At 38.4% G+C, this 24940-nt stretch carries 23 protein-coding genes; 3 read left to right on the top strand and 20 right to left on the bottom strand.

Features of this window, described 5'->3' with window-relative positions; genetic code table 11:
- Nucleotides 1-172: 172 nt before the first annotated feature.
- The 5 genes from IGJ14_RS05240 to IGJ14_RS05220 all read right to left on the bottom strand — a co-directional run bounded on the left by IGJ14_RS05240 (nucleotide 173) and on the right by IGJ14_RS05220 (nucleotide 5066).
- The gene (locus tag IGJ14_RS05240) at nucleotides 173-2269 is read right to left on the bottom strand and encodes a cation:proton antiporter (RefSeq protein ID WP_195339324.1); all 2097 of its coding nucleotides are present in this window, start codon (nucleotides 2267-2269) and stop codon (nucleotides 173-175) included.
- A 12-nt stretch (nucleotides 2270-2281) separates the two neighbouring features.
- Nucleotides 2282-2557, bottom strand: a complete 276-nt coding sequence (locus tag IGJ14_RS05235) for a hypothetical protein (protein ID WP_010735760.1) — start codon at nucleotides 2555-2557, stop codon at nucleotides 2282-2284.
- 224 nt (nucleotides 2558-2781) lie between these two features.
- Nucleotides 2782-3237: a hypothetical protein gene (locus IGJ14_RS05230; RefSeq protein ID WP_010735761.1), complete on the bottom strand. Its 456-nt coding sequence runs from the start codon at nucleotides 3235-3237 to the stop codon at nucleotides 2782-2784.
- A gap of 265 nt (nucleotides 3238-3502) precedes the next feature.
- A complete protein-coding gene (locus IGJ14_RS05225) occupies nucleotides 3503-4708 on the bottom strand; it encodes a CCA tRNA nucleotidyltransferase (RefSeq protein WP_195273936.1) in 1206 nt (401 codons plus the stop codon).
- A 19-nt stretch (nucleotides 4709-4727) separates the two neighbouring features.
- On the bottom strand, nucleotides 4728-5066 hold the full coding sequence (locus tag IGJ14_RS05220; protein ID WP_010735763.1) for a nucleotide pyrophosphohydrolase: 339 nt from the start codon (nucleotides 5064-5066) through the stop codon (nucleotides 4728-4730).
- Nucleotides 5067-5313: 247 nt separating this feature from the next.
- Between IGJ14_RS05220 and IGJ14_RS05215 the strand changes: the two genes are divergently transcribed.
- Nucleotides 5314-6195: a YitT family protein gene (locus IGJ14_RS05215; protein ID WP_019723717.1), complete on the top strand. Its 882-nt coding sequence runs from the start codon at nucleotides 5314-5316 to the stop codon at nucleotides 6193-6195.
- A 725-nt stretch (nucleotides 6196-6920) separates the two neighbouring features.
- Here IGJ14_RS05215 and IGJ14_RS05210 read toward each other — a convergent pair.
- The 10 genes from IGJ14_RS05210 to IGJ14_RS05165 form a co-directional block, all read right to left on the bottom strand.
- The gene (locus IGJ14_RS05210; protein WP_029594129.1) at nucleotides 6921-7481 is read right to left on the bottom strand and encodes a YpiB family protein; all 561 of its coding nucleotides are present in this window, start codon (nucleotides 7479-7481) and stop codon (nucleotides 6921-6923) included.
- Between the two features lie 5 nt (nucleotides 7482-7486).
- Nucleotides 7487-8746 carry a tetratricopeptide repeat protein gene (locus tag IGJ14_RS05205; RefSeq protein WP_019723719.1) on the bottom strand — a complete coding sequence of 420 codons (1260 nt, stop codon included), beginning with the start codon at nucleotides 8744-8746 and terminating at the stop codon, nucleotides 7487-7489.
- Nucleotides 8747-9793: a hypothetical protein gene (locus tag IGJ14_RS05200; protein ID WP_066025634.1), complete on the bottom strand. Its 1047-nt coding sequence runs from the start codon at nucleotides 9791-9793 to the stop codon at nucleotides 8747-8749.
- A gap of 241 nt (nucleotides 9794-10034) precedes the next feature.
- Entirely contained in the window at nucleotides 10035-10310 is a 276-nt protein-coding gene (locus tag IGJ14_RS05195) for an HU family DNA-binding protein (RefSeq protein ID WP_002290178.1), read from the bottom strand.
- Between the two features lie 246 nt (nucleotides 10311-10556).
- A complete protein-coding gene (der, locus tag IGJ14_RS05190; protein ID WP_010735768.1) occupies nucleotides 10557-11867 on the bottom strand; it encodes a ribosome biogenesis GTPase Der in 1311 nt (436 codons plus the stop codon).
- A gap of 212 nt (nucleotides 11868-12079) precedes the next feature.
- Nucleotides 12080-13312: a 30S ribosomal protein S1 gene (rpsA, locus tag IGJ14_RS05185; protein WP_019724179.1), complete on the bottom strand. Its 1233-nt coding sequence runs from the start codon at nucleotides 13310-13312 to the stop codon at nucleotides 12080-12082.
- Nucleotides 13313-13445: 133 nt separating this feature from the next.
- A complete protein-coding gene (cmk, locus tag IGJ14_RS05180) occupies nucleotides 13446-14126 on the bottom strand; it encodes a (d)CMP kinase (protein WP_010735770.1) in 681 nt (226 codons plus the stop codon).
- A 126-nt stretch (nucleotides 14127-14252) separates the two neighbouring features.
- A complete protein-coding gene (locus tag IGJ14_RS05175; protein WP_019724180.1) occupies nucleotides 14253-14888 on the bottom strand; it encodes an SAG1386/EF1546 family surface-associated protein in 636 nt (211 codons plus the stop codon).
- Nucleotides 14889-14972: 84 nt separating this feature from the next.
- Complete coding sequence (locus IGJ14_RS05170) at nucleotides 14973-16364, bottom strand: RecQ family ATP-dependent DNA helicase (protein ID WP_195339322.1); 1392 nt, start codon at nucleotides 16362-16364, stop codon at nucleotides 14973-14975.
- The gene (locus tag IGJ14_RS05165) at nucleotides 16351-17370 is read right to left on the bottom strand and encodes a helix-turn-helix domain-containing protein (RefSeq protein ID WP_019723226.1); all 1020 of its coding nucleotides are present in this window, start codon (nucleotides 17368-17370) and stop codon (nucleotides 16351-16353) included. Before IGJ14_RS05165 ends, IGJ14_RS05170 begins: the two co-directional genes overlap by 14 nt.
- Nucleotides 17371-17399: 29 nt before the next feature.
- Here IGJ14_RS05165 and IGJ14_RS05160 point away from each other — a divergent pair, with 29 nt between their 5' ends.
- Nucleotides 17400-17621: a ferredoxin gene (locus IGJ14_RS05160; RefSeq protein ID WP_010735774.1), complete on the top strand. Its 222-nt coding sequence runs from the start codon at nucleotides 17400-17402 to the stop codon at nucleotides 17619-17621.
- A gap of 259 nt (nucleotides 17622-17880) precedes the next feature.
- On the opposite strand, the gene IGJ14_RS05155 is transcribed toward IGJ14_RS05160, so the two are convergent.
- From IGJ14_RS05155 to IGJ14_RS05135, 5 genes are all read right to left on the bottom strand, one after another.
- Nucleotides 17881-18612 (bottom strand): alpha/beta hydrolase, encoded by a 732-nt coding sequence (locus IGJ14_RS05155; RefSeq protein ID WP_430608365.1) that lies wholly within the window; start codon nucleotides 18610-18612, stop codon nucleotides 17881-17883.
- 279 nt (nucleotides 18613-18891) lie between these two features.
- Entirely contained in the window at nucleotides 18892-19299 is a 408-nt protein-coding gene (locus IGJ14_RS05150; protein ID WP_071866357.1) for a type II toxin-antitoxin system death-on-curing family toxin, read from the bottom strand.
- Entirely contained in the window at nucleotides 19296-19532 is a 237-nt protein-coding gene (locus IGJ14_RS05145; RefSeq protein ID WP_071866356.1) for an addiction module antitoxin, read from the bottom strand. The genes IGJ14_RS05150 and IGJ14_RS05145 overlap by 4 nt, the downstream gene beginning before the upstream one ends.
- Before the next feature lie 222 nt (nucleotides 19533-19754).
- The gene (locus tag IGJ14_RS05140) at nucleotides 19755-21095 is read right to left on the bottom strand and encodes a M20 family metallopeptidase (RefSeq protein WP_430608364.1); all 1341 of its coding nucleotides are present in this window, start codon (nucleotides 21093-21095) and stop codon (nucleotides 19755-19757) included.
- 376 nt (nucleotides 21096-21471) lie between these two features.
- A complete protein-coding gene (locus IGJ14_RS05135; RefSeq protein WP_065096592.1) occupies nucleotides 21472-22995 on the bottom strand; it encodes a YfcC family protein in 1524 nt (507 codons plus the stop codon).
- A gap of 603 nt (nucleotides 22996-23598) precedes the next feature.
- Here IGJ14_RS05135 and IGJ14_RS05130 point away from each other — a divergent pair.
- Nucleotides 23599-24894, top strand: coding sequence for an ISL3 family transposase (locus IGJ14_RS05130; protein WP_430608363.1), 1296 nt, complete (start codon nucleotides 23599-23601; stop codon nucleotides 24892-24894).
- Nucleotides 24895-24940 lie beyond the last annotated feature (46 nt).

Here is a 24940-nt window from a genome sequence, read left to right as displayed (position 1 = left end):
AAGATAGTTTTTTTCGAATATTCTTTTTTTTAGGTAGCATTGAAGATACGTGTTCTCTCACTTCATATAACCAAATACACAGGATTCAAAAACCTGACTTCCAGGATGAACTTAATTATTAAGGTTAAACGACTTCTGTCACAACCTCAAAAAAAAGAGGAGCTGTGCTTTGTCACAACTTCCTCTTTTGGTCTTGTTTCAATTGAAATTTCTTTGCTTTCGCTTGGAACGCAAAGCGAAATGAAAAACGATCTGTCGGTTGATTCATTGTATAGGACTCCAACAGATTGATATTTCGTCTATATTGATTCGCAGAAAAAGTCGTGATCGTTTCTGCGACTTCATATTCATCAATGACTTTTCTTTCTAAATAGTAACCTCTTAGCATCTTCTTCGTAAACAAACGATCTTGTTGGATCATCCAAGTGGAAATCAGATTACCACTCATCATCCGAATCCCCTGAGCTTTTCGTTGTTCGATAAAGAATCCGATCATCGTATCATCATAAACGTCCGTTAGATTCTCCAAACTTTCGATGATCAATTGCGTATTCTTTTGATACGTCTCTCGAATTTCCTGAATGTCTTTATCAGAGATCATCGTTTGGCGATCACTTTGCCGTCTTTGCCAAAACATTTTGGGGTGGAGAACGATCCGCATCAATCGGCGTACCACAATAAACCAAAATCCAATGAATGACAAAATTTGACTTGTGATCGACTGTTCAAAGTTAGCTAGGAATCTTGAATAAAAGCGATAGCCATTAGAAGACAACTTCCCAGAACGATATCTTTCATCCAAGCCATCTCGCTCAATCGATAAAATCAACGCTTGGATTTCTTGGACTTCTTGCTTTTCATCTCCACTCAAATCAGATAAATAAAGCTCACTGATTCTTTCTTGATAAGTCTCAATCACTGCTTCTATCGCTAAATAAGCTTTTGATCCTGGTTCTTCCGCTTCTTTTTCTAAGCGTAGTGTTTCAATCACTTCTTCCAAGATCATCAAAGCTTTTAAATCAGTTGTCGCTGCTTCTTCTGTTTCAGTCAACATTGGCAATACAATGATCCCGATAATCAACGTGACCAAAATAACCCCCGCCGTTAAAAATAAGAGCAATGATCGTTGATTGAATGCCATTTGATTGATCGTGAATGGTAAAATAAAAATAGTCGCTAAACTGACTGTTCCTTTTACGCCCCCGAAGGTTAAGATCAAGACTTCATTCAGTTGTTTTTTGAAACTTTGAAAACCGCCCTTAAACATATAAAATAAGCTGATTGAAACGAAGCGTATGACGAACAGCATGATTGAAACCAATAAAATGATCATTAGCAGCAAACTATTCGAATACAATCCATCTCCCCAAACTGGTGTAAAGACTTGTGTCAGTTCAATTCCTAAAAATATAAATACCAGCGCATTCAATGTGAAGGCAATCGTTGTCCATGTACTATTCGATAAAGTTGACAACTCCGCATCAAAGACTGAGATTTTTTTAAATCCTGAGGCTTGTAATACCCCTGCAACCACTGCTGCAATAATTCCTGAAACATGAAAGACTTCGGCTAAAACATACGCTAAGAAAGGCAACAACAATTCAATCAATAAGTAGCCTGTTACGTCACGTGCCGATGCTTTCTCGATCAAACCAATGATTTTTCTTTTTACCCAGACAAGCAAAAAGCCGACTAATGCCCCGCCAATACTTGATAAAATCAGTGTAACGCCTGCATTTACCGCAGAGAACGTCCCAGTGATCAAAGCAGCTAAGGCAAATTGGAAGGCTGTTACGCCAGAAGCATCATTCAGTAACCCTTCACCTTCTAAAATATGCATGGCTTTTTTCGGAATGTTCACACGATTGGAAAGCGAACTGACTGCCACCGCATCTGTCGGACCTAGTGCTGCACCAAAAGCGAAACACGCGGCTAAAGGGACACTGGGCAACAGAAATGATAACGTTGCTCCAACGCCAATCAAAGTCAAGATCACCCCACCAAAAGCGAGAAACAATATCGTATCGAAATTTTTCAGGATCGAGGCGATATCCGCTTTTTCTCCTTCTCTAAAAAGCAAGGGGGCGATGATCATCACTAAAAATAATTCAGGTTCAAAATTGATGGATTCACCCCATTCGGTCAATCCTAAAACCACGCCAAGAAATATTTGGATCAGTGGTGCAGGGATCATTGGCAAGATACGACTTGCTATGTTGGATAGCGTGATCGTGACTGCAAAAACAATCACTAACTCTGCAAATTCCATGCTTGATCCCCTTTATTTTTTATTTTGTGCAAGAACTTTCAAATATTGCTCTTTTTTCTTTAAAATTTTGTTTTCAACAATTTCCGCTTGGGTCACCCGACCGTCTAACTCACATTGCACACGTTTTGATTCTAAACGGAGCAATTCGTGTTTCAAGCGTCCCAATTGACGATACATCAAGATATTCCTTTTACGCAACTTACATAAGATCTGGCGACGATCTTCCATTGAAAAAGTACCATAGTGATCAACCAGTCGTTTCTTTTGTTCTTCAAAACTCTCTCTCATTTTCAAGATCTCCTATATTCAAACTGCACCAATTATAGCAAAAAGTTTTTAGAATGCAACTAAAAACTTCCTACCTTTACGATTACTTATTGGTTTTGATTCCAGAAGCTCATTCTAGTCCAATCACCATAAAATATCAATTGTAATTTTTAAAAAATAGAAGAAAAGCACGTACAAACCCTATTCAAAAGTTTTGTACGTGCTATTTTTATTGATGAGCGATCTTATTCGAAATACTCACCGTAAACATCGTCAACACGTTGTTCCGGATTGATCACAATATATAGGTTACCAGTTTTTTCACTGATTTTTGTTGATTGGTATTGGTTATCTAATCCCTCTGTTCCTTTGTCCAAGTAAGGGAAGTATACAAGGTCAGGTGTACCATTGCGATACAAGATTTCCATACGTTCGATATCTTCATATTTCAATGCGCGATTGAACATACCCATTTCCAAACCACCTAGATTGATATCATGAGTAGCTACTGAATCGCCTTCATGGAAAATCTCGATTTTAAAGCCTGCACATGGATGGATCTCGATAAATTCGCTCCCATTGATACGGCCAAAACTTGTTGTGATTTGTTTGATCCAAAGGTCGCCGATATGACGACGATTGATTGTCCATGTTTCGCCGTTACGGAAATAAAATTTTAGCGCTGTCATTTCTTTGCTCATTAAAAAAATCTCCTTTTTTGACGCATTATATTCTGTTTCATTACTAGTTTAGCATAAAACAACAAAAGCGGTCATCTCTCATGTTTGCTTTTCTGTCAGCTTTTTTGATAACAATCCTCCTCTAAAAGAGAAAAGGGACATGAGAAACATCCTACAAAAAAGCCAAACGCTTCTATAGATAACTCTCATGCCCTTACTTTAGACATGTCAGTATATGATTAGCCCACCAATCAGACGTAATTAGTGATTGTCACGATTTTGTTGACTAACCTTGTTGCTCTTTCAGATAGGTTAATAATGCAGCTTGTTCATTCTGTACCAGTCCGTTCACTACCGCTGACTCCGCAAGTGCTAACGCTTCACTGACCCATTTACCTGGTTTTTTCTCAGTCGTAGCTAATAACACCTTGCCATCAATCGCCAACTCACTCATTGTCTTGATAGGAAGTGCATGATAAATGTCTAGCACAGTTGTTGTGTCAGGGGTTTGTTGGAAGTAAATCATCAATTCTTCCACATCCAACGATGCGTCTTTTCCAAGATGATAGATCTCCAATGGTGTTAATCGTCGTTCTTGTCGCTTCGCCAATCCTTTGACCAAACGTTGGACTTCTCGAATCATTTGGTTGGAACATTTCCATGCTTTTAAGAAAGGTGCCACCTCTTGCTCAGATCGACCGAGTTGGTTGAGTAATAATGCCCAAGCTTGACTTTCTTTTTTTAATGGCATAGATGGTAAATCGGCAAATCTTAGTAATGCCTCACCATCTTCTTTTAATTGTGGACAATAGATGTAACATTTTGTTTCAACAAATGCCGTCAAGCCGTTTTTACGAAAATCCCCTAAAAGCATTTTGATAAATTCAACATTCATTCGCTCAACGGAAATTTTTTCCAGCAACGCATGATTGTCTTCGATCGCCTTGGCCGTTTCTTCTTCCAATTTGAACCCTAACTGACTCACAAAACGAAGCCCACGCATCATTCGTAAAGCATCTTCATGAAATCGCTCAAAAGGTCGTCCAACTGCTCGTAAGACGTGATTTTCTAAATCAGTTAACCCGTCGAATAAATCAATGATCTCACCATCTTCTTTCAGAGCGAAAGCATTGATCGTGAAGTCTCTGCGCTTTAGATCCTCTTCTAGTGTACGAACAAATGAAACACTATCAGGACGCCGATAATCTTGATACGTCGATTCCGTACGAAATGTCGTGATCTCATATTGCTCCTCTTCATGCAAGACGAGAACCGTTCCATGTTCGATCCCGATATCGATCGTTTTTGGAAACAACTGCTTGATTTCTTCTGGAAACGCACTAGTAGCAATATCTACATCATGAATTTTTTGTCCGAGTAACGTGTCCCGCACACTACCACCAACAAAGTACGCCTCAAATCCAGCTGCCTCAATTTTTCTTATTACTGGAATTGCTTTTTTATATTCGATCGGTAATTCATTTAGTCTCATTTTTACTCCTTCTATCCTCTCACTGTTCCTCATCTTTTCGGGCAAAACGATGATGGTCCCTTCGATTGAACTTCTCCATATTTTTTTCAAATACCGTCGTCAAATCAATTCCTAACGAGTTTGCCATGATCATTGTTACAAATAGAACATCGCCTAATTCTTCTGCCACTGAATTACTAGGTTCTGTTGCTTTTTTACTTTTTTCGCCATATGAATGATTGACCTCTCGTGCCAATTCACCTACTTCTTCGGTCAGACGTGCCATTTGCGCCAATGGCGAAAAATACCCAACTTTAAATTGTTGGATGTACGCATCGACCTCTTCTTGCATACTTTTTAGTGAACGCTCTTCTTTCATTAAGAACCCTCCAATCATCTCTTCCTAAAAAACTTTACAGCAAAACCGCAAGAAGTGCAATTGTGAAAACAAAGAATACATGCTACATTATGTTAGGTACACTTAATAAATTCTTAGCAACAAGCCAACTTGGTCTATTCTATAACTATAAAAATGAAGAACCAGTTTCCTAATCCCTAGGTCTATATCTAGGATTTACCGCTTGTTGCACAATGAATCATATCATATAGTAGAAAGTGGGGATTCGATGACATCATTGAAAACAATGAAAGAAGTTTTTTTTATTATTTTAGGAACAAGTATTTATGCTTTTGGACTAGTCTATTTGAATATCGCAAACCAGCTAGCCGAGGGTGGAGTTTCAGGTATTACCCTGATTTTGCGTGCTCTTTTTCATATCGATCCAGCTTATTCTACTTTATTGATCAATATTCCATTGATCCTACTAGGCGGAAAAATCTTAGGAAAACGTGCGCTCGCGTATACTGTCTTAGGCACTGTCTCGCTTTCTGTCTTCTTATGGATTTGGCAAAGGATTCCCTTACAAATCAACTTAGAGCATGATTTACTGATCGTCTCTTTACTTGCAGGACTGATTGCCGGTGTCGGCAGCGGGATCGTTTATCGTATGGGAGGTACTACAGGAGGAAGTGACATCATCGCTCGGATACTTGAAAAAAATCATGGAATCTCTATGGGACGTTCCCTTTTAGCTTTTGATGTCATCGTTTTACTTGCTTCATTAACTTATATCGATTTGAAGCGGATGATGTACACGTTAATCGCTTCCTATGTATTTAGTCGTGTCATCGATTTTATCCTTGATGGCGGCTACTCTGCCAAAGGGATTCTGGTAGTCTCAAATAAAAGTGAGGAAATTGCACCTTTATTGATGACCGGCTTACAACGTGGTGTCACATTCTTGCATGGAGAAGGTGGCTTTTCTGGTGTCGATAAAAAAATGATCTATATGGTGGTAAGTGCCAGGGAATTAAACGAAGTAAAACGGATCATTCATGAAATTGACGAACATGCCTTTCTTTCAATTCTAAATGTCCATGAAGTAGAAGGAGAAGGCTTTACGTATCTTAAACCACAAACGAGGCGATTCAAAAAAATAACAGAATGATTTTGAATCAATCAACCTGATACTGAAGCTTTCTACGTATATAGAATAACGTAGTTCTGCGTACTTCGTGATCAAGGAGTTGCAACTGTCTACTTAGAGATATTCTCAGTTCATTCAGAAGTACCTGGGCGATCAGGCGTTTTGTGCTTCCTAAAACCGAATATATGGTGCTCCACAAGCTTACCTTCATAAATAAGCGTGAAAAACGAAAATGGCTCTTCAAATTTTTGGGATTCACGCTTATCTGCCATAGCTGGATACTTATGTCACATCTTTTTTTGATCAATGGCTTTGTCGTTTCATATTTTTTTGCACAGAATGAAAGATAGATGAACTATTTAAAATATAACTGATAATATTTAAGAGAGCCTATATTACTATCCGAAAATATCACTGGAATCAAAGATGTATACATTTCTAGCAGATCAACGCACCTTCCAAAAATCTATAATATGTAAAGAATTCTGGACATTTCGTTCATACGGATCAACCAAAGGAATTTAGGGAAGCGACCAGAGATATTCTGGAACAAATTTGATTATAATAAGCTTTTTAAGAAATTTTGTTATTGAAATCCATTTTTTGTTGATCTAAAAAACTTAATAAAAACTAGGCTTCCTTTACGAATATTACTCGGAAGGAAGCCTAGACTTTATTATATATATTTTCACTATAGATACTTACTTATCATACTGTTACTTTTCCATGGTCAGCTTTCCCCACACTCAGCTCTTACTCTTCTGTGGCGCTTGAAGGATCATGCGGTTCACTTCATCAGATAGTTCAAGGAACGCATCTTTATCGCCTTCTTCTAATGCCTGATCGATCTGTTGGTAAAGCATGTTTAGTTTTGCTGCTTGCTCTTTTTCTTGGAAATAATGCTCGATTAATTCTGTTGATTCTTCGCTGATTGCATCTTCCCATGAGGCTAACGGGTTATCTTCGATGATTGCTAAATATTCTTTCGTTTGCCACGCATTTTCAAAAAGGCATTCGACATAGAGTGGATTTTTCCAATTCAGACGGATTTCGTGGAAGATCTGATCAGTGTCAGTAAATTCCTTTCCATCTAAAAATAGCTTCATCGGCTCACCTTCATAGGAAAGATCGGTGATCTGTAAACCACGTCTTGTTAAGTTTGCACCTTCAACAAAACGCACATTGTGTAAGATTGCTTCATGATTTGCCAGATAGTTCAAAATCCAAAATACTTCTCTACGACTGAAAGAGACATGGTTAACCATCCAAGTTAAGAAATTCTTCTTTTCTTTAACATCAATCAACATATTCATCACCTCTCTGTTAAATCATCTAATAGCGACAATACCTCCATATCCCCTGGTTCATAAGTTAAATATTGTTCCAATAATTCTCGTGTTTTTGCTAATTGGCCCTCTTCACGTAAGAATAAAGCATATTCTTTCAAGAAATCTGGCTCATGATCTAATTCGTGGGCTGCTTGTTCATAGTGGACTGCTGCTACCGCAAAATCTTCTAATTGATTATAGGCATGAGCGAGGTTCCATTCTGCATAAGGATTAGCAACTTCTCCCATTTGGTTGACTGTTTGAACAACGTCTTCATAACGTTCTTGATCCAAGTAAAGATTACTCAACGTCAACAATGTCTCATCCTGCTTGTCACCGACATTCAAAGCATCAAGTAATAATTGCTCTGCTTTTTCTGTGTCGTGTAAACGAAACGCATTTTCAGAAGCTAAGTGATAAAGCTCTACTTGGAATGGATTCTCTTTGATACCATCTTCTAAGACTTGTTGTGCTTCTTCGATCATCTCTTCTTCTTGAAGGGCTTGACCTAGATAAAGGTATAAGGATTGATACTGTGGATTCAATTCCCGTAACTCTTGCAAATAATTGATAGCTTTTTCGTTCTCATGTAATTGTAGATTCGTGAACGCTAATTGGAACAAACGATCATCTGTCCGCTCTTCGGCTAAAGCTGCTTCCAGTGGTGGGATTGCTGCTTCAAAATCCCCTTGCATACTCAACGATTGTCCTAAGCGTTCTTGCATGGAAATACTAGAAATTTCTTCTATACCATTTGTTAACAACATTTCGTAAAGTGCAGAAGCTTCATTGAAACGGTCAACTGAAAAATACAATTCAGCCAATGCAAATTGAATCAATGGTTCTTCTGGTAATAGCTTCGCTGCTTCTTTCAATTTTGCTTCACTTACTTCAGGAATACCGATTACTTGGTACAAGTCAGCGATTGCTAATAGTGCTTGTGGATAGTACTCACTATCTTGATGGATTTTTTCTAAATAGTCAAATGCCTGATCGATCTCATTGTCTTCGATAGCAATCTCTGCCAACGGAATATTCCATTCATCATTTTCAGGCGATACAGTTAGCAGATGTTCAAAAATTGCTTTTGCTTCTTCTAAAAAACCGATGGCTAATAATTCTTCTCCTAACTCATGTAACACATCAGCCGGATCTTCTTGGAGCGCCTTTGCCAAATATTCATTTGCTTCTGTCAAATTTTCGTCTGCTAATGCTTGTAGCATTTTTTCACTATTTGTCATCATCTAAATCCCTCTAATCTCTTGAACGATCCTTTCATAGGACGCCATTGTTTTCAATAGTTCTTGCTCGTTTGGCAATTGATATCCATCTATTATACCAATTTTTTCCAAAACGAGAATTTTTTTGCTCTTTTCTGCTAAAACCAGCACATTTTCTAGATAATCCATTTTTGATATCTCTTCAGGCCAAATAATTGGATAGCCTAGATGCTGCAGCCAGATAAAAAAATTCTTCAATTGGAAAGAAAGCGACTTGATTTCTGAATTCCAGATAAGTTGCATCAAGATACCTAAAAATTTTTTCATACTGGCGGAAAGCAAATGACTATTTTCAGTCAGATAAAAAGCTTGCTCAAATAGTTTACCATAATTTGCCACTTGTTCAGCGTCTTCTTGATAAAAATAAATGATTTCTTCTAGCATGCCAGCAAAAGGACGATTGAATAATTTTTCGCGATTCGGATAATTTTTGTAAAGATTTTGAAGAAACGGATGATCACAGACTAACCCACAACAGATAAAAATCAAAAAATCGATTTGTTTCCCTTCGATTTGTTTTTCACTGATCGTCCGATCATAAATGATCCGTTCTGGAAGGTTCGTCGTTTGAAGAGCCGATTCGTTCGATCCATGTAATATCTCGCATTGAGGATTAAGTGCCCGTGCCATGGAGCGGATCGAGACGGGGATCAACCAAAGTGTAGTCTGAAGATACGTATGTTTTTGAAAGAAGCCCGCCAACTCCATAACTCCCTCATTGCCAAAACCGATTACTAAAAGCGGTCGATTTTCGGGATAGCGTCTCGCATAGGACAAGAGGCTATGCAATTCAGATAATTGATTACACTGCGTATTGCCACAAATATACCAATCAATCGCTAACTTGTTCGTGAATGACTGTGTCATTTTCTCAGCGTATAGATCATAATAACGTTGGTTCGTCAAAAAAAGAATCGCTTGATCAATCGATTCATTTTTCAACTGACTGACAAATGTTTCCCCATAAAAGATTGTTGTTTCTTCTTGTTGGTAGCGATAGGATAACTCCATGTTGCCCTCCCCTTTTCTTTTATTTTACCATTAGTAAGTAAAATAAAAAAAGAATAAGAAAAACTTGTTAATGAACCCATGCCTTTTTTGATCAACTCTATTCTTTTATTTGATATGTAACGAGTTCCATTTGGTTGCTGAACTATTTGTTTGTTGCCTTTCTACTGCTTTCCGCCTCTTTTATCCATCTATATAAAAAAAAGCGCCTGTAGCCGTAGCCACAAGCGCTTTTTCAACTGTCTTATTTAACAGCGTCTTTCAATGCTTTACCTGGTTTAAATGCAGGTACTTTGCTAGCTGGGATTTCGATTTCTTCACCAGTTTGTGGGTTACGTCCTTTACGAGCCGCGCGTTCGCGTACTTCAAAGTTACCAAAACCGATTAATTGAACTTTTTCGCCGTTAGCTAAAGCATCTTGAATAGTTGAAAATACAGCGTCAACTGCTGCAGTTGCGTCTTTTTTAGTTAAATCTGTAGCTGAAGCAACTTTTTCGATTAATTCTGCTTTATTTGCCATGGATAGATTCACCTCCTCCAACAAGAGATATGATAGGAACATCATTTTAGTTTAAAAACTTTCTGAGTGGTCCAGAAGTTTATAAGAAATATTGATTAAGTTTCAATATTCTGTTATCACGATATCATATGAATCGCTTAATAGCAAGGTTTTTGGCATTTTTTAACCGCTTTTTTTAGTCATAAAAACGTAATACAAAAATATGCTTATTTTTTTTGAAAAAAACGGACTACTATGGTAAAATGCCTATTTTCTTCGACGTGGGATAATTCGGATCGAAGTTCCTTCAAACGTAAATGCTTTTCTGATTTGATTTTCCAAAAAGCGTTCATAAGAGAAATGCATCAATTCTTCTTCATTAACAAAAACAACAAAGGTTGGCGGTTTGACTGCAACTTGTGTGGCATAGAAAATCTTTAATCGTTTACCTTTATCTGTCGGTGTCGGATTGATCGCTACGGCATCCATGATCACATCATTCAAGACTGCTGAAGAAACACGTAAGTTTTGGTTCATACTCACTTCTTCGATCATTTCAGGCAAACGTTCTAATCGTTGCTTAGTCACAGCTGAAACAAACAGAATCGGCGCATAGTCTAAGTAACGGAATTCTTCACGGATCTCTTGTTCGAAGTCACGCATCGTATTCGTTTCTTTTTTGACTAGATCCCATTTATTGACAACGATGATCACACCACGGCCAGCTTCATGCGCATAGCCAGCTACTCGTTTATCTTGTTCACGGATGCCTTCTTCTGCGTTCAAGACCATTAACACGATGTCTGAACGGTCAATCGCACGCATGGCACGCATCACACTGTATTTTTCTGTGGTTTCATAAACTTTCCCACGTTTTCTCATACCAGCTGTATCGATCATCATGAATTTTTGACCGTCTTCTGAGACGAAGTGCGTATCGATAGCATCACGTGTCGTTCCTTCGATGTCCGAAACAATCACTCGGTCTTCACCTAGGATCGCATTGATCAAGGAAGATTTCCCTACATTCGGGCGACCGATCAAACTGAATTTGATGGTATCATCCTCTTCTTCTTCTGCTTCTTCATCAAAGAATTTCACTGCCTCATCTAAGATGTCGCCGATCCCTAATCCATGACTTCCAGATACAGGGTAAGGATCACCTAGACCTAGTGCATAAAATTCATAGATATCATTTCTCATTTCAGGATTGTCGACTTTATTAACGGCTAAGATCACCGGTTTATTGCTGCGATATAAAATTTTTGCTACGACTTCATCTGCATCAGTGATGCCTTCACGGCCACTGACGACACAGACGATTACGTCTGCTTCATCGATTGCGATTTCTGCTTGGTGCTTGATTTGATCCATAAATGGTTCATCGCCTAAGTCGATCCCACCAGTATCAATAATACTGAAATCACGACCTAACCATTCCCCTTTAGCATAAATACGATCACGAGTAACTCCTGGAGTATCTTCGACAATCGAAATACGCTCACCGGCGATACGGTTAAAAATCGTCGACTTACCGACGTTTGGGCGACCAACGATTGCAATTGTTGGATTTGCCATATTTTTTCCTCCTCACATGTTTCCAATCTCACTTAGTGTACCGAATACTTCGCGAACTTTCAAGCTTAGATCGGTGAACATTCAAGTATTTTTCTGGATCACTGCCTATTACAAAAGAAAATGGTCTGGGGCGTAATCCCCAGACCACTTGTTTTACACATGTACAACTTCCCTTGATGCTGTAAATTCGCGCTTCGGGAACGATCATTCATTTATTTTTCAGAATCATCTGTTGCTGTTTCTTCTACTTCCCCTTTTAAGGCTTCGCCTAAGATGTCACCCATTGTAAATCCTGTGTTTTCTTCAGGTAACTCATAAGACTCAACTTCTTTTGGTTCTTTATCAGAAGCAGGTTTTTCTTCTAATGCTTTGATACTTAATGCAATCCGGTGCTCTTCTGGATTGACTTCTAAAACTTTCACTTGGACATCATCGCCCTCATGTAACACTTCATGTGGTGTCGCGATGTGTTTATGTGAGATTTGTGAGATGTGGACAAGCCCTTCCACAGTTGGGAATACTTCAACAAAGGCACCAAAGCTAGTTAATCGTTTCACTTTACCTTCAAGTACAGCGCCTACTGGAGCTTTTGTTTCGATATCTGTCCAAGGTCCAGGCAATGTGTCTTTGATCGATAATGAGATACGTCCTTGTTCTGGATTGATTGAAAGAACTTTGACTTTCACTTCATCGCCAACAGCTAAAACATCACTCGGTTTAGCAACATGTCCGTGAGAAATCTCAGAAACGTGTACTAATCCATCGATGCCGCCTAAATCAACAAACGCACCAAAATCTGTGATACGAGCAACGCGTCCTTCGATCACGTCATTTTCTTGGATAGTTGATAGTAATTCTTTTTTCTGTGCTTCTTTTTCTGTTTCAACGACTGCTTTGTGTGAAAGGATCAAGCGATTTTCTGATGGTTCGATTTCAACGATTTTGAATGTCATCGTTTTTCCTTTGTATTCAGAAAAATCAGCGACAAAATGATCTTCTACCATTGATGCCGGAACAAATCCACGAACACCGACATCGACAACTAAACCACCTTTAACTACATTTGTCACTGGTGCTTCGATGATGTTTCCAGCTTGGAAATCTTTTTCGATATCCTCCCAAACTTTTTTCGCATCTAAGCGTCGTTTTGATAAAAGGTAACTTCCGTTTTCTTTGTCTTTACCAATCGTGCTGATCACGACTAGATCTAACGTATCGCCAACCTTTACCACTTCGTTGATATCTTCAACCGGTAAAGTAGATAATTCTTTTGCAGGAACTACGCCTTCAACACCCGTTCCTTCGATTCCAACGATGGCTTGTTTGTCTTCAATGACTAAAACTTCTCCTTTGACGACATCGCCAACGCTCACTTCTTGAACGCTATTCATTGCATCTTCCATAGATTGGTTGTTATCTGTCTGATTTTGTTCAAATTCTGTCATAACACTTGTCCTCCTAACCAACATTCTGCCGTTAACTACGGTACTGCCTATAGTTTAATTGATTATTTAAAAAAAATAAAGCGATTTCGTTTGTTTTCCATTAAAATGGTCGGATTCTTCGCTTTTTTTCTATTTAGTCAAGAAAATATCCTTTTTGTTGAATCACTTCTTTGATCGCTTGGACAACTTCTTGAATCGTTTTACCGGTTGTATCGATCCGTATCGCATCTTCTGCTTGCTTCAGGGGTGAAACTTTTCTAGTAGAGTCATATTCATCACGTGCTTGTATTTCTTTTGTCAATTCTTCTAAGTCTGTCGGAATATTTTTTTCAAGGTTTTCTTTGTGTCGTCTTTGTGCCCGTTCAGATACGCTGGCTACCAAGAAAATCTTCACTTCGGCTTTTGGTAAAACAGCGGTACCGATATCTCGACCATCCATGACGACACCACCATCTTCACCGATTTTTTTCTGGATCGCAACAAGAGCTTCGCGTACTTTTGAATGCGCAGCTACTTCAGAGACCGCTCGTGTAACATCTGGTTGTCGAATATCTGAAGTAACGTCTTGCCCAGCTACAAAGACATGTTGTCCATCCGCCATTTGCTCAAATGAAATCGGGTGTTTGTTGATCAAATCGACTAACTCTGTTTCATCTGAAAAAGCAATGTGATGTTTGATTGCCAAGTAAGTGACTGCACGATACATCGCGCCCGTATCTGTATAAATATAGTTCAATTCATTTGCGATGATTTTAGCTACCGTACTTTTGCCTGAAGAGGCAGGACCGTCAATTGCGATACTAATTCGTGTCATTTTTCATAAACTCCCTTTTCTCAAAAAAAAGGGGCTGTGGCTCAAGCCACTGCTCCTTATTTAGTTACATTTTATGAAGATACTCTGAGGAAAAACAACTCTTCAGTATTATCTTTTTAACTCCATTTATTGGACTCTAAGTTCTTGTCCTGGATATAACATGTAGTTGTTTGGATCGATTCCGTTCAATTGGAACAATTGGTCGACTGTAATGCCTGCGCGTTCTGCTACTTGTCTAGGGCCTTCACCCGCTTGAACGACTGTGGTTGAGCCTGAAACACCTGTGCCTGCCTCTGGTGTTGAAGTAGGTGTTGTTTCTTGTGGAGCCACACTGCTTGGTGTTGTTTGTTCTGGCGCTGTTACTGTTGAAGATGGTGTTGTTTCTGGTGTCACAGCACTCGTGGGTGTTGTTTCTCCAGCAACTGATTGTGTATCAGAAGTTGGTTCACTAGAAACTGTCGTCGATTCTACAGTTGATTCTACAGTCGAACTTTCTACGATCGATGAAGTCGTAGAGGAAGAAGATGCAGCGGTCGCACTATTACTTGATCCGTTTCTGATCCAGAAGTAAGCTCCTGCCGGAATGGCAATACATAAAACTAATAAAATCAAAAATAGCGATAAGAACAGGGTGTTCCCTTTCTTTTGCTGTCTTTGCGTACTTCTTGAAGATGCTTCGTCCTCTGTATCGTAAATTGGTTGCTCCCATGGTTCTTGTGTTTCGTTATTTTCTGATGATTGATGTCTATCTTTTCTACTCACCTTATTGACCTCCTAAATTCTTTCCTAGTTATTATACCATAGGATAATCTTGATTGTACGAAAAAAATACCTCGCACCATTTTTTTAAAATAAATTTAGTAAAATGGTTTGCCAGTCTTTTGCTTCTACGGTTGGACTAGTATGTCCAGTTTCAGAAAGAAATAAGGACGCACCATCTCGATCACAACATTTTTCAGGTTTTTCTTTGAGGGTTTCACCGAAATAATCCATCAGACGTTCTCGTCTACATGATGTTGTATGGATATAAGCAAGCATCTGCTGTAGTTGCTTGATTTTCACTTGTTCTTGTTTTTTTAATTGCAGAAGCCATGTATCAGGACTTTGCATTTCATTTACCAGCATCAGCCATTTTTGCTGGATCTCATCGAACTGGGGCGCCTCTGTTTGCCCAGTTGACAGATGTTCTTCGAAAATTTGGCGTTGTTCTTTAGATAATTGTTGGAAAAAGTAATGGATCGCTTCATCTCCTGGCCGGTAAAGCAACACAGCGCTACTAGGTCGCTGGTCTCGGCCTGCTCGACCAATCTCTTGCATATAATTTTCCAGGCTATCTGGTAGATCGTAATGGATGACATACCGAATGTCTGCTTTATCGATCCCCATACCAAACGCATTCGTCGCAATCAAAAATTGCAGTTGATTTTGACTGAATTGTTGTTGAAGTTGGCGGCGTTGTGAGGCATCTAGCCCTCCATGATAATACCCCACAGCATAGTCTTTGCGAAGCAGTTGATAAAGACGTTCGACTTCTTTTTTAGTCGCGCAATAAATGATCATTGCTCCGTCTGCTTGTGTCATCAACTGACGTAATTGCTGGTCTTTTTCATCTGTATGAAAGACAAATAATGAGATGTTTTCTCGATTAACTGAATGTTTGACGAGGGCAGGTTTTGTGCGAAAGAGAATGTGTTTGATCTCTTCTTGTACCGGTCGCGTGGCTGTTGCCGTCAAAGCTAAGGTAGTTGGTGATCCTAATTCTTTGGCGACTCTTCCGAGAGATTGATACTCAGGTCGAAAATCAATGCCCCACTGTGACACGCAATGAGCTTCATCAACTACGTACAACGAGATTTTTTGTTGCTTCAGGGCATGAAGCACTTCCGGTTGCTGCAACATCTCGGGACTGACAAACACAAATTTATATTCGGATAAATGAGCTAACACATACTGTTTCTCACTTCTAGTGAGTAAGCTATTATAGGCAACCACCCTTTTCTCTCCTCGTTTTTGCAATTGCCCTACTTGATCTTCCATCAAAGAGAGTAGCGGAGAAACGATCAATACCATCCCATCTTGCAAATAGCCAGTCAACTGATAGCATAAACTTTTGCCATTACCAGTTGGCAGGATCGCTAAAACATCTTTCTGATTCAATAAGGTGGAAATGATCTCTTCCTGTCCTTGGCGAAAAGAGGTAAAACCAAAGTACTGTTTCAATGGATCAAGCAAATCCATTTTTATCCCCTCCTTTAAATGCCTCGATTTGTGCCAAACGAAATTCGCCATAATCGATCGTTTGTCCTTCAAGATCTTTATATCTTAGCGTAAGAAGTGGTCGCTCCAACGAAGCTAAAGATCTTCTTGTCTCGGAGTGGATCAGTCGTTCAAAAGGAAAATCATCAAAAAAGATGGCCCACTCAATCAAATGGTCATTGATCGTGCCTTTCTTCAATCCTCGTTTCACCATCACTTGCTCCACCGAATCCCCAGATAAAATCAATGCTCTCGTCGTCAACATGCTTTGATTATAATTTTGTCTAAGCAACGGTGCAAGCAAATCGTAGAATAAGAAATCTGAATGCTGTTCGATAATCGCTAATAAGCGATGGATACACTGATCTTGGAATAATTGCTGAGCTGTGCCATCTTCAAGGGTAGTCAGTTGGTACGCGAGTAAGCCTGTTTGCTTTTTACCAGAAAATTGGTTCGCTAAAAAGTTCGCTTGTTCGTCTGGCATCAGAGTAAAAATAGTAGAAAGTTCCTTTGATACTTGAGCAACCAGCTCCGTTTTGGTACACGTTGCTTCCTTCAACCATCTCTTAACTTGGTAAGCATAAAAAGGACCCGTCTCTACTGGTAAATAAGCTGTTTCATTGGCGGATAAGTGAGAGACGACTTGTACAGAGAATTTCAGCAAACGCCAACTAACAGTAGCTGTACGTCCATACTTATCATAGTGTAGTCCAAGGAGGGATTTATTTTTTCTTTGCATTTCCCCTTTTTTCGTCAGTTGCAACTCTCGGTCTTCCCACTTTAATAATCCCTCATCTATCATCTGTTGGATCTGTTTATCAAACGTTGCTTGTTCAAGTGAAGGAAAACAACCATGAACAACTAATAATCGCTGAAAAAAGCCAAAAAGTAGTACCGAGGATGTACGCTTGCCACTTAATAATTGATAGAGTGAGCTTGCTCGTAACTTGTCACTTGAAGAAAATAAAGATAAAATAAACTCAGTCATAGTAATCCCCTTACGTTAGGATGGTGAATATGTCATTATTATGTAAATTAGTTCCTGAACGTTGTATTGCATGTGGTCTATGTCAAATCGAGGCGCCTGATATCTTTGATTATGATGAAGAAGGAATCGTCTTATTTGCACAAGAACCAGAAGCACATCAACAATTCGTTCAGCCTTTAGAAGAAGCCAACGTAACCAAAGCTTATCAAAAATGTCCGGTTCGAGCAATCTTATTGGAAAAAGAAAATTGACCGCTCTCTTACAACTAACTTTTAGCAGGACTGTCCGATGATCTACTTGTTTTTTCTATCTCACAAAAAATAGATGAGGTAATCGTATTCCCCTCAAGTGATAAGGCGTCATCCACGAAAATGATTCTTAAATTTTTTTGTGGATGACGCCTTATTTTTCTAGGAGCTTCCTTTGAGACGTCTGTATCCGCCGATCAGCTTGTGAAATTTTCAATTATAAACGGATCATTTCTTTTCGTCGTTCCGAAAAGTGACGCTCTTACTTGATTTGGTTCAGCCAATTCATCATGGTCGTGACGATTGCTGTTTGTTGGTCTTCATTACTGATTGTTGCTTCACCATCACCTTTTTGATGACCATAACTACCAAATCCGCCGTGGTTCCCTCCAGCGATGGAAACAAATTCTGTTTGTTCAGGTAAATAAGCTTTTGCTTCATCAGCTGCTTCTTGGTTCATGACTTTGTCTTCACTTCCGGTGATACTGATGACCTGTAAATCAGTTTTTTCCAATGTCCCCTTTTCATCCGGATAACTTGCCATGAAATAAATACCTTTTAATCGTTCGTCATCCAGATTTGCATTAGCATAACGACTTGCCATCACGCCACCTAAAGAATGTCCCCCAATCACAAAATCTTGATCTTTGAAATCCTCTCTGATTTTGTCTGCTTTGTTGCCACTCAGGATCGCCAGTTCAAAAGGCATTTTAGCAATGGCTACCGTATAGCCATTTTCTGCTAGTTGTTCTGCCCATATACTATAACTTTCTGGTTCAACGAGCGCACCAGGATAAAAAATCACCATTGGATGTTCCGCCGATTTTTGCGATTCGAATAATAAATAATCCTCTTTATCTATTCCTTGTTTAAATGATTGCTCTGCTTGAATCGATGGTTCGTACACACTTTGTTGCCAATAAAAATAACCTCCGATAGCACCTAATCCCAGTACGATCACTAATCCTATCAGGACTCTTTTGAATATTTTCAAAAAACATCACCTTCCGTCAACTTTCATTTGATACTCTTATACACTAAATAAAATACGGTAAAATTGCAAATGATTTTATGTAAGATGTTATTATTGGATATCTTTGTAAGGAGGAACAAGTGACAATGAAAATCCACCACTACTTTGACAAAATTTCTCAAAATAGTGGTGGTTTCTTACATTGTTATATTAAACTCAATTTATGTATTCACTGTTGTGCATGAACTCGCCTCATTTACTCTAGGAAACGATTAATCAACTGGAAAATCGATGTGGGAACTACTTTGGATTAACTTTTCCTGACCGAGTTAGGTAAGTCGAGACAGTTCGTTTTAATTCATCAAATTCTTTTTTACTAGTAGTAATATCTAAAATGAATTTAACTGCCTCTTGCTGGGTAAAAGTTGTTGTATATCCATTCGCTTGCAAAAATGTAATCATCGATACAAATGCTGTACGTTTGTTACCATTATGAAAAGGATGCTTTGTAGCTAAATTGATTGTAAGTATAGATGCTTTATCAAATATCGTAGGATACAAATCTCTGCCAAAAACTGACTGTGCAGGTTGATTTATTGCCATATCTAGTGCAGTTGCATCTTTTATACCGATTGTTTCACCTTGAGAATATGCTAAAATTACTTTAGCATTTATCTTTATGATGTGTTTTGAAGTCAAATATATCATAGGTCGACCAAATCTTTCAATGCTTGATCATATTGATTCATCACAGAGTCGACAATAGTATCAATATCAATTTCCTCTTGTGCTTTTACTATCCTAACTGCCCCATCTTTATCAAATATATAACTAATGGACTCTCCAGTTTTAACTCCAATATACTCTTTTACTTCATTTGGTATTGTTGTTACATCACTATTTCCAGATTTTCTGATTTTGTATTTACGAATTTTATCCATTAATTTTTTCCTTTCTGTTTATAATATATTCAATATGTAGATACATATTATCATAGTATCTACATTCCAACAAATTTCTGAGTATGTGAAATAGCTATTACGCTTGTTGCTTAATTATGGATGTTTAGATGGTGAAGAAATCCACCACTACTTTGACAAAGTTTCTCAAAATAGTGGTGGTTACTTTTTATAAATCTTATTCGTTTCTTAACTAACTATGGTTTACTTTCCACACAAGCGATAAACCGCTTCTGCGTAGATTTCCATCGCTTTGTACATGCTGCTTAATTCCCATCGTTCATTGGCTTGGTGCATGAAGTCTGGTGTATCAGGGAACATTGCACCGAAAGCGACACATTGGTTCATCGTACGGGCAAAGGTTGCTCCACCAGAAACAAATGGCTCAGTCATGTCCCCTGTGATATCACGGTACGTTCCTAATAAGTTTTGGATCAATTCGCTCTCCAAAGGAACGTATAATGAATCCAAGAAATCAAATTCTTCATATGATAAATCGTATGCTTTGATTTTTTCTGTCATTTTTTCGACAAGTTCCTCTTTTTTGAAGGTTACAGGGATACGCATGTCCACCCCGATTTTTGTTTGCTCAGGTGTGATTTCTAAACTAGCGAAGTTCATCGTCAACTCACCAGATTGTTCGTCAACAGTCTTTCCGACTACTTTTTCACCAGTCGCATTTTCTTGGACTAATTCACCTAAAAACTTAATTGGCGCAAAATCAAAAACTTCAGATAAAGCGATCGCTAAACGAGAAATCGCATTGACACCTTCTGCGGCATCCTTTGCGTGGATACTTTTTCCTAGCACTGTGATCGAGTTACCTTGATCTTCAAAATCGAAGTTGTGTTTCGTTAACGCTGCTTTTACTTCTGCCAATTTTTCGCCCGAATATGGTGCAGAATCCGGCACTACATTTAGTGCCCCACCAGCATTTACAGAAAATTCATTTGTGCCAGGACCTGTCAAGTAAGCTTGTAGCAAGCCTTTTTCTGCATAGATCAAAGGAAATTCTGCATCTGGCGCAAAGCCTTGTGTGATTCCTTCTTCTTTTTCATTGTATTTATCTAAACAACGCCAAAGGTTTTCTTCGTCCGTTCCGAAGATGAAACGAATGCGCGTATTAAATTCTACCCCTGCATCCATCAATGCTTTCACTGCATACATCGCAGCAATCGAAGGTCCTTTATCGTCTTGAGAGCCACGACCAACTAGCCAGCCATCTTTGATCGTTGGCTCAAAAGGTTTAGATTCCCAGTTTTTTTCATCGCCTCCAGGGACAACGTCCATATGGCATAAGATACCAAATAACTCGTCTCCTGAGCCTACTTCTGCATAACCATAGTAGCCTTCGGGATCTTTAAATGTTTTGAAACCTAATCCTTCACTGATTTCTAACACTTTATCTAAAGCTTCTACAACTTTTTTCCCAAAAGGATGTCCCTCTCCAGAATCAGATTCATCCAACACAGAAGGAATTCTGATCAACTCACTTAATGATTCTAATGCTTGTTCATGATGTTGTTCTGTTACAAATTGTTTCATCAACTTTGCCTCCTCATTATTTTAAAAAAAAGATGACGGCAGAAAATACTACTTTGATCCACATGTCCATCTGCTCGAGTGCAATAGGACACTGTTTACGAAATTTTCTGTGCAAAAGCCAACGCCTTCGGAAATAAGCGACAAAACCCAAAATCCAAGTTTCGGGTTTTGTCGCTTATTTCTTGGCGCTGGATTCTTCAGTCACCATTTCATCAACAGAGTAACTCGTTTTTTCAAAGGTCTTATTTCTACCGACGATCTCTTACATACAAGTGATACATCGTACATGGTAAATAAAGGATTCATATCTCTTTATTCAGTCAATAGATAGTGTTTCTTCATTTATCATAGAACTTTGGCTGTCATTTGTCTAGAATTAGAACATTGCTGCTACACCTAAGATCACACAGATGGCAACAAATAAGATGGCAATCAACTTCCCAGTGAATTTCCACCAAACGGAAATATCAAAGCGGGCAATGGCGATTGCACCCATTACGATAGCAGAAGTTGGCGTGATCAAGTTCACTAAACCAGATGCTGATTGGTAAGCAGTGATTACTAGATCTTTACCGACACCGGCAAATTCTCCCATTGGTCCCATGATTCCCATTGTAGCAGCTGCTAAGCCAGAAGTTGATGGAATCAAGAATGACATAGGGATATAGAAGATAAATGTAAGGATCAAGAAGACACTTGATGATAATGAGCTTAATCCTTGTTCTCCCCAATGTAAGATCGTATCTGTGATCAGACCGTTGTTCATCACTACTTGGATCCCACGGGCAACAGCGACAACGATTGCTACACCGATCAAGTCTGAAGCACCTGCTAAGAATTCTTTGACAAAATCAGATTCTTTCATACCAAAAGTGATTGCCACAACGATTGACATTACTAAGAATAACATTGTGATTTCAGGGAAATACCAATCGCCTAGAGGCAACATGTTTTTACCTAAAACAGTTCCAATTACAGGTAGGCCAGTTAACCAATTTGTCAATGACTCAAAAATAGTGAAGTTTTCATTCAATGTTGTCCACGGAATCAAACTAATGATCATGATACCAAAAGTAAGGAAGAACAATACATTCACATGTTTTTGTTTTTTCGTGATCATTTCTTGACGATTGATTGCTTCGATATCAAAGTGTTTCATGTCTTCTTCGCGCTGATTATATACTAAAGATTTGGTTGGATCTTTTTCGATCTTCGACGCATAGCGATACACATAAATAATAGAGATTGTTAATAAGACAACGAACATAAAGAAACGTAACCCAATTCCTTCACCCATTGAAATACCAACGGCTTGTGATGCAACTCCTGTCGCAAATGGGTTAACTGTTGATGCCAAACAACCCACTTGAGATCCGACCAACACGATGGCTACTGCTGTGACAGTATCAAAACCAACGGCCATCATAACAGGAATCAATAATGCGTAAAATGGAATCGTTTCTTCCGCCATTCCATAAGTTGATCCACCTAAAGCGAATAAAAGCATCAATACAGGGATCAACATTTTTTCTTTCCCTTTGAAGCGTTTAACAACAGTTGCGATCCCAGCATCTAATGCGCCAGTTTTATTGATAATTCCTAAGAAACCACCAACAATTAAGATAAAGAATGAAATTGGAATTGCCGCAGGTGTTTCTTTCGTTAACTCACCCGCTGGTACACCCAACATCCCGTTGACTGGAGCCATAAAGATATCCCAAAGTCCTTGTGGATTTTGTTGGACTCTTTCGTAAGACCCTGCAATGATATTACCGGCTTCATCCACACTGTAGTGTCCTGCTGGGATGAACCATGTAAGTACAGCGATAATGGCAATAATAATGAATAAGACCGAGTACGCTGAAGGCATTTGAAATTTCTTCTTCGTTGTTTGTTCCATTTTCTTCTTCCTTTCTTGTTTCAAAAATCTTTGACACATCGGTATTTTATCAAAAAGATGATAAGAACAAAAATAATAACTAGTAGATTCGATAAATTTTATTCAAAACCCTCGTTTATTGTCCCTCCTTTGATTATTTAATTGAAATGCTTTATTCATACTAATTGTAGCGTTTCCGTCGTCTATTATATCAGGTCCATCTAACAAACAAAAGGAGAAGAATTTCACGTTAAAACGCATAAAATACATTTTTATACAAAAAGGCAAAAAATACTCAGACACGATTTATAAAACGCTTACACAATGTCGGTTATTGAATTTTTTTTCATAACAAAATATTAAGAAAAACTTTAAAAAAATATGTGTTAGCTATAAGAATACCTATGATTGGTCATTTGTTATCATCCAAAAAAAACTATCTAGGCTCTATATAAATAACTGGAAATGCCCTTTTTAGTAAAAAAAACGGCTCTATAATTTATGGGACTGATGAATCAAAATTGATTCTTCAGTCCCATTTTCATTTTAGGTATTAAAAAACATATCGTTCTCTAGTATGATTAAATCACCACAAAATAAACAACTGAGAGGACGATATGCTATATGAATGATTCTATCAAAAAAATGCTGAGATTAATAGATAAAGATTTGATGATTACTGAGATCTCTTACGAGATCTTTCATAAGGAAAAGACATTGGTCATTAATGCCATTCTCTCACCTGATCCTCGTACCTGTAGAAGTTGTGGTTCTACTGTGGTAGATGGAAACGGGAAAGCAATTGTCGTGAAAAATGGGAAGAAGGAAATCATTGTCCGCTTTGAACAATACAATCATATGCCAATGGTTATGCGCTTAAAAAAGCAACGCTATACCTGTAAAAACTGTCGAACCCATTGGACTGCTCAAAGCTATTTTGTCCGCCCAAGACATTCAATTGCGGATCATGTCAGATATAAAATTGCTTCTTTACTGACTGAAAAAGTCTCTTTATCTTTTATTGCGAAAAGCTGTCAGGTATCTTTGACTACCGTTATTCGTACATTGAAAGAGTTTAAAAGCTATTTACCAAAGCCCACTAAGAGGATTCTCCCCAAAGTATTGATGGTTGATGAATTTCGTTCGCACACTTCCATAGAAGATAAAATGAGCTTTATTTGCGCAGATGGAGAAACAGGTAATTTAATTGATATCTTACCTACGCGTAAATTACCTCGATTAACAAACTATTTCTTGGGCTGCATCAATCCAGAAGAAGTAAAATTCTTAGTCACAGACATGAACGCCGCCTACTTCCAGCTTACCAAACGCGTTCTGCCAAATGCGAAAGTAGTGATTGATCGGTTTCATATTGTCAAACACATGAATCAAGCTTTCAATGAGTTGCGTATCCGTGAAATGAATGAACTGCGTAAAGCAGGACAGAAAAGCCATGCAGAAAAACTGAAAAAGAACTGGCGCTTTCTGCTAAAAAATCGTGCAAACATTAACCACTATGAGTATAAAACATGGAAAAGTTTCCGAGCACCTAAATACCCATTTCTTACTGAAGCAATGATGATTGATCGATTGCTTAGCTTTTCTACGCCCCTAAAGGAGGCATATCCCTTTTTCCATGAATTAGTTGAAGCTTTTCGAGACAAAGACCCTGACTTGTTTTTCTCCTTATTGGCAGAACTTCCCGAAACGTTAGATGACGGCTTTCGTGAGAAACTTCAAAACCTTCTGACCTACGAAGAAGGCATCGCCAATGCGATGATTTATCCTTACTCCAATGGAAAAATAGAAGCAAAGAATACCCACATAAAAACGATGAAACGAGTATCCTACGGTTTTAGATCATTTGAGAACATGAAAATTAGAATCTTTTTGACCAATCGATTAATCAATGTTAGATAACAAAAAATCTGAGCCAGAATGAGGTTCATTCTGACCCAGATTTAAT

Source organism: Enterococcus sp. DIV1304_2, from assembly GCF_050555445.1.
Classification (GTDB): Bacteria; Bacillota; Bacilli; order Lactobacillales; family Enterococcaceae; genus Enterococcus_B; species Enterococcus_B pernyi.
The sequence above is the reverse complement of the archived record's forward strand: the minus strand, read 5'-3'. Positions and strand labels throughout refer to the sequence as shown.

Coding starts and splice junctions, on each gene's coding strand:
- IGJ14_RS05240 (WP_195339324.1), bottom strand. CDS start 2,269: ATGGAATTTGCAGAGTTAGTGATTGTTTTTGCAGTCACGATCACGCTA.
- IGJ14_RS05235 (WP_010735760.1), bottom strand. CDS start 2,557: ATGAGAGAGAGTTTTGAAGAACAAAAGAAACGACTGGTTGATCACTAT.
- IGJ14_RS05230 (WP_010735761.1), bottom strand. CDS start 3,237: ATGAGCAAAGAAATGACAGCGCTAAAATTTTATTTCCGTAACGGCGAA.
- IGJ14_RS05225 (WP_195273936.1), bottom strand. CDS start 4,708: ATGAGACTAAATGAATTACCGATCGAATATAAAAAAGCAATTCCAGTA.
- IGJ14_RS05220 (WP_010735763.1), bottom strand. CDS start 5,066: ATGAAAGAAGAGCGTTCACTAAAAAGTATGCAAGAAGAGGTCGATGCG.
- IGJ14_RS05215 (WP_019723717.1), top strand. CDS start 5,314: ATGACATCATTGAAAACAATGAAAGAAGTTTTTTTTATTATTTTAGGA.
- IGJ14_RS05210 (WP_029594129.1), bottom strand. CDS start 7,481: ATGTTGATTGATGTTAAAGAAAAGAAGAATTTCTTAACTTGGATGGTT.
- IGJ14_RS05205 (WP_019723719.1), bottom strand. CDS start 8,746: ATGATGACAAATAGTGAAAAAATGCTACAAGCATTAGCAGACGAAAAT.
- IGJ14_RS05200 (WP_066025634.1), bottom strand. CDS start 9,793: ATGGAGTTATCCTATCGCTACCAACAAGAAGAAACAACAATCTTTTAT.
- IGJ14_RS05195 (WP_002290178.1), bottom strand. CDS start 10,310: ATGGCAAATAAAGCAGAATTAATCGAAAAAGTTGCTTCAGCTACAGAT.
- der (WP_010735768.1), bottom strand. CDS start 11,867: ATGGCAAATCCAACAATTGCAATCGTTGGTCGCCCAAACGTCGGTAAG.
- rpsA (WP_019724179.1), bottom strand. CDS start 13,312: ATGACAGAATTTGAACAAAATCAGACAGATAACAACCAATCTATGGAA.
- cmk (WP_010735770.1), bottom strand. CDS start 14,126: ATGACACGAATTAGTATCGCAATTGACGGTCCTGCCTCTTCAGGCAAA.
- IGJ14_RS05170 (WP_195339322.1), bottom strand. CDS start 16,364: ATGGATTTGCTTGATCCATTGAAACAGTACTTTGGTTTTACCTCTTTT.
- IGJ14_RS05165 (WP_019723226.1), bottom strand. CDS start 17,370: ATGACTGAGTTTATTTTATCTTTATTTTCTTCAAGTGACAAGTTACGA.
- IGJ14_RS05160 (WP_010735774.1), top strand. CDS start 17,400: ATGTCATTATTATGTAAATTAGTTCCTGAACGTTGTATTGCATGTGGT.
- IGJ14_RS05150 (WP_071866357.1), bottom strand. CDS start 19,299: ATGATATATTTGACTTCAAAACACATCATAAAGATAAATGCTAAAGTA.
- IGJ14_RS05145 (WP_071866356.1), bottom strand. CDS start 19,532: ATGGATAAAATTCGTAAATACAAAATCAGAAAATCTGGAAATAGTGAT.
- IGJ14_RS05140 (WP_430608364.1), bottom strand. CDS start 21,095: ATGAAACAATTTGTAACAGAACAACATCATGAACAAGCATTAGAATCA.
- IGJ14_RS05135 (WP_065096592.1), bottom strand. CDS start 22,995: ATGGAACAAACAACGAAGAAGAAATTTCAAATGCCTTCAGCGTACTCG.
- IGJ14_RS05130 (WP_430608363.1), top strand. CDS start 23,599: ATGAATGATTCTATCAAAAAAATGCTGAGATTAATAGATAAAGATTTG.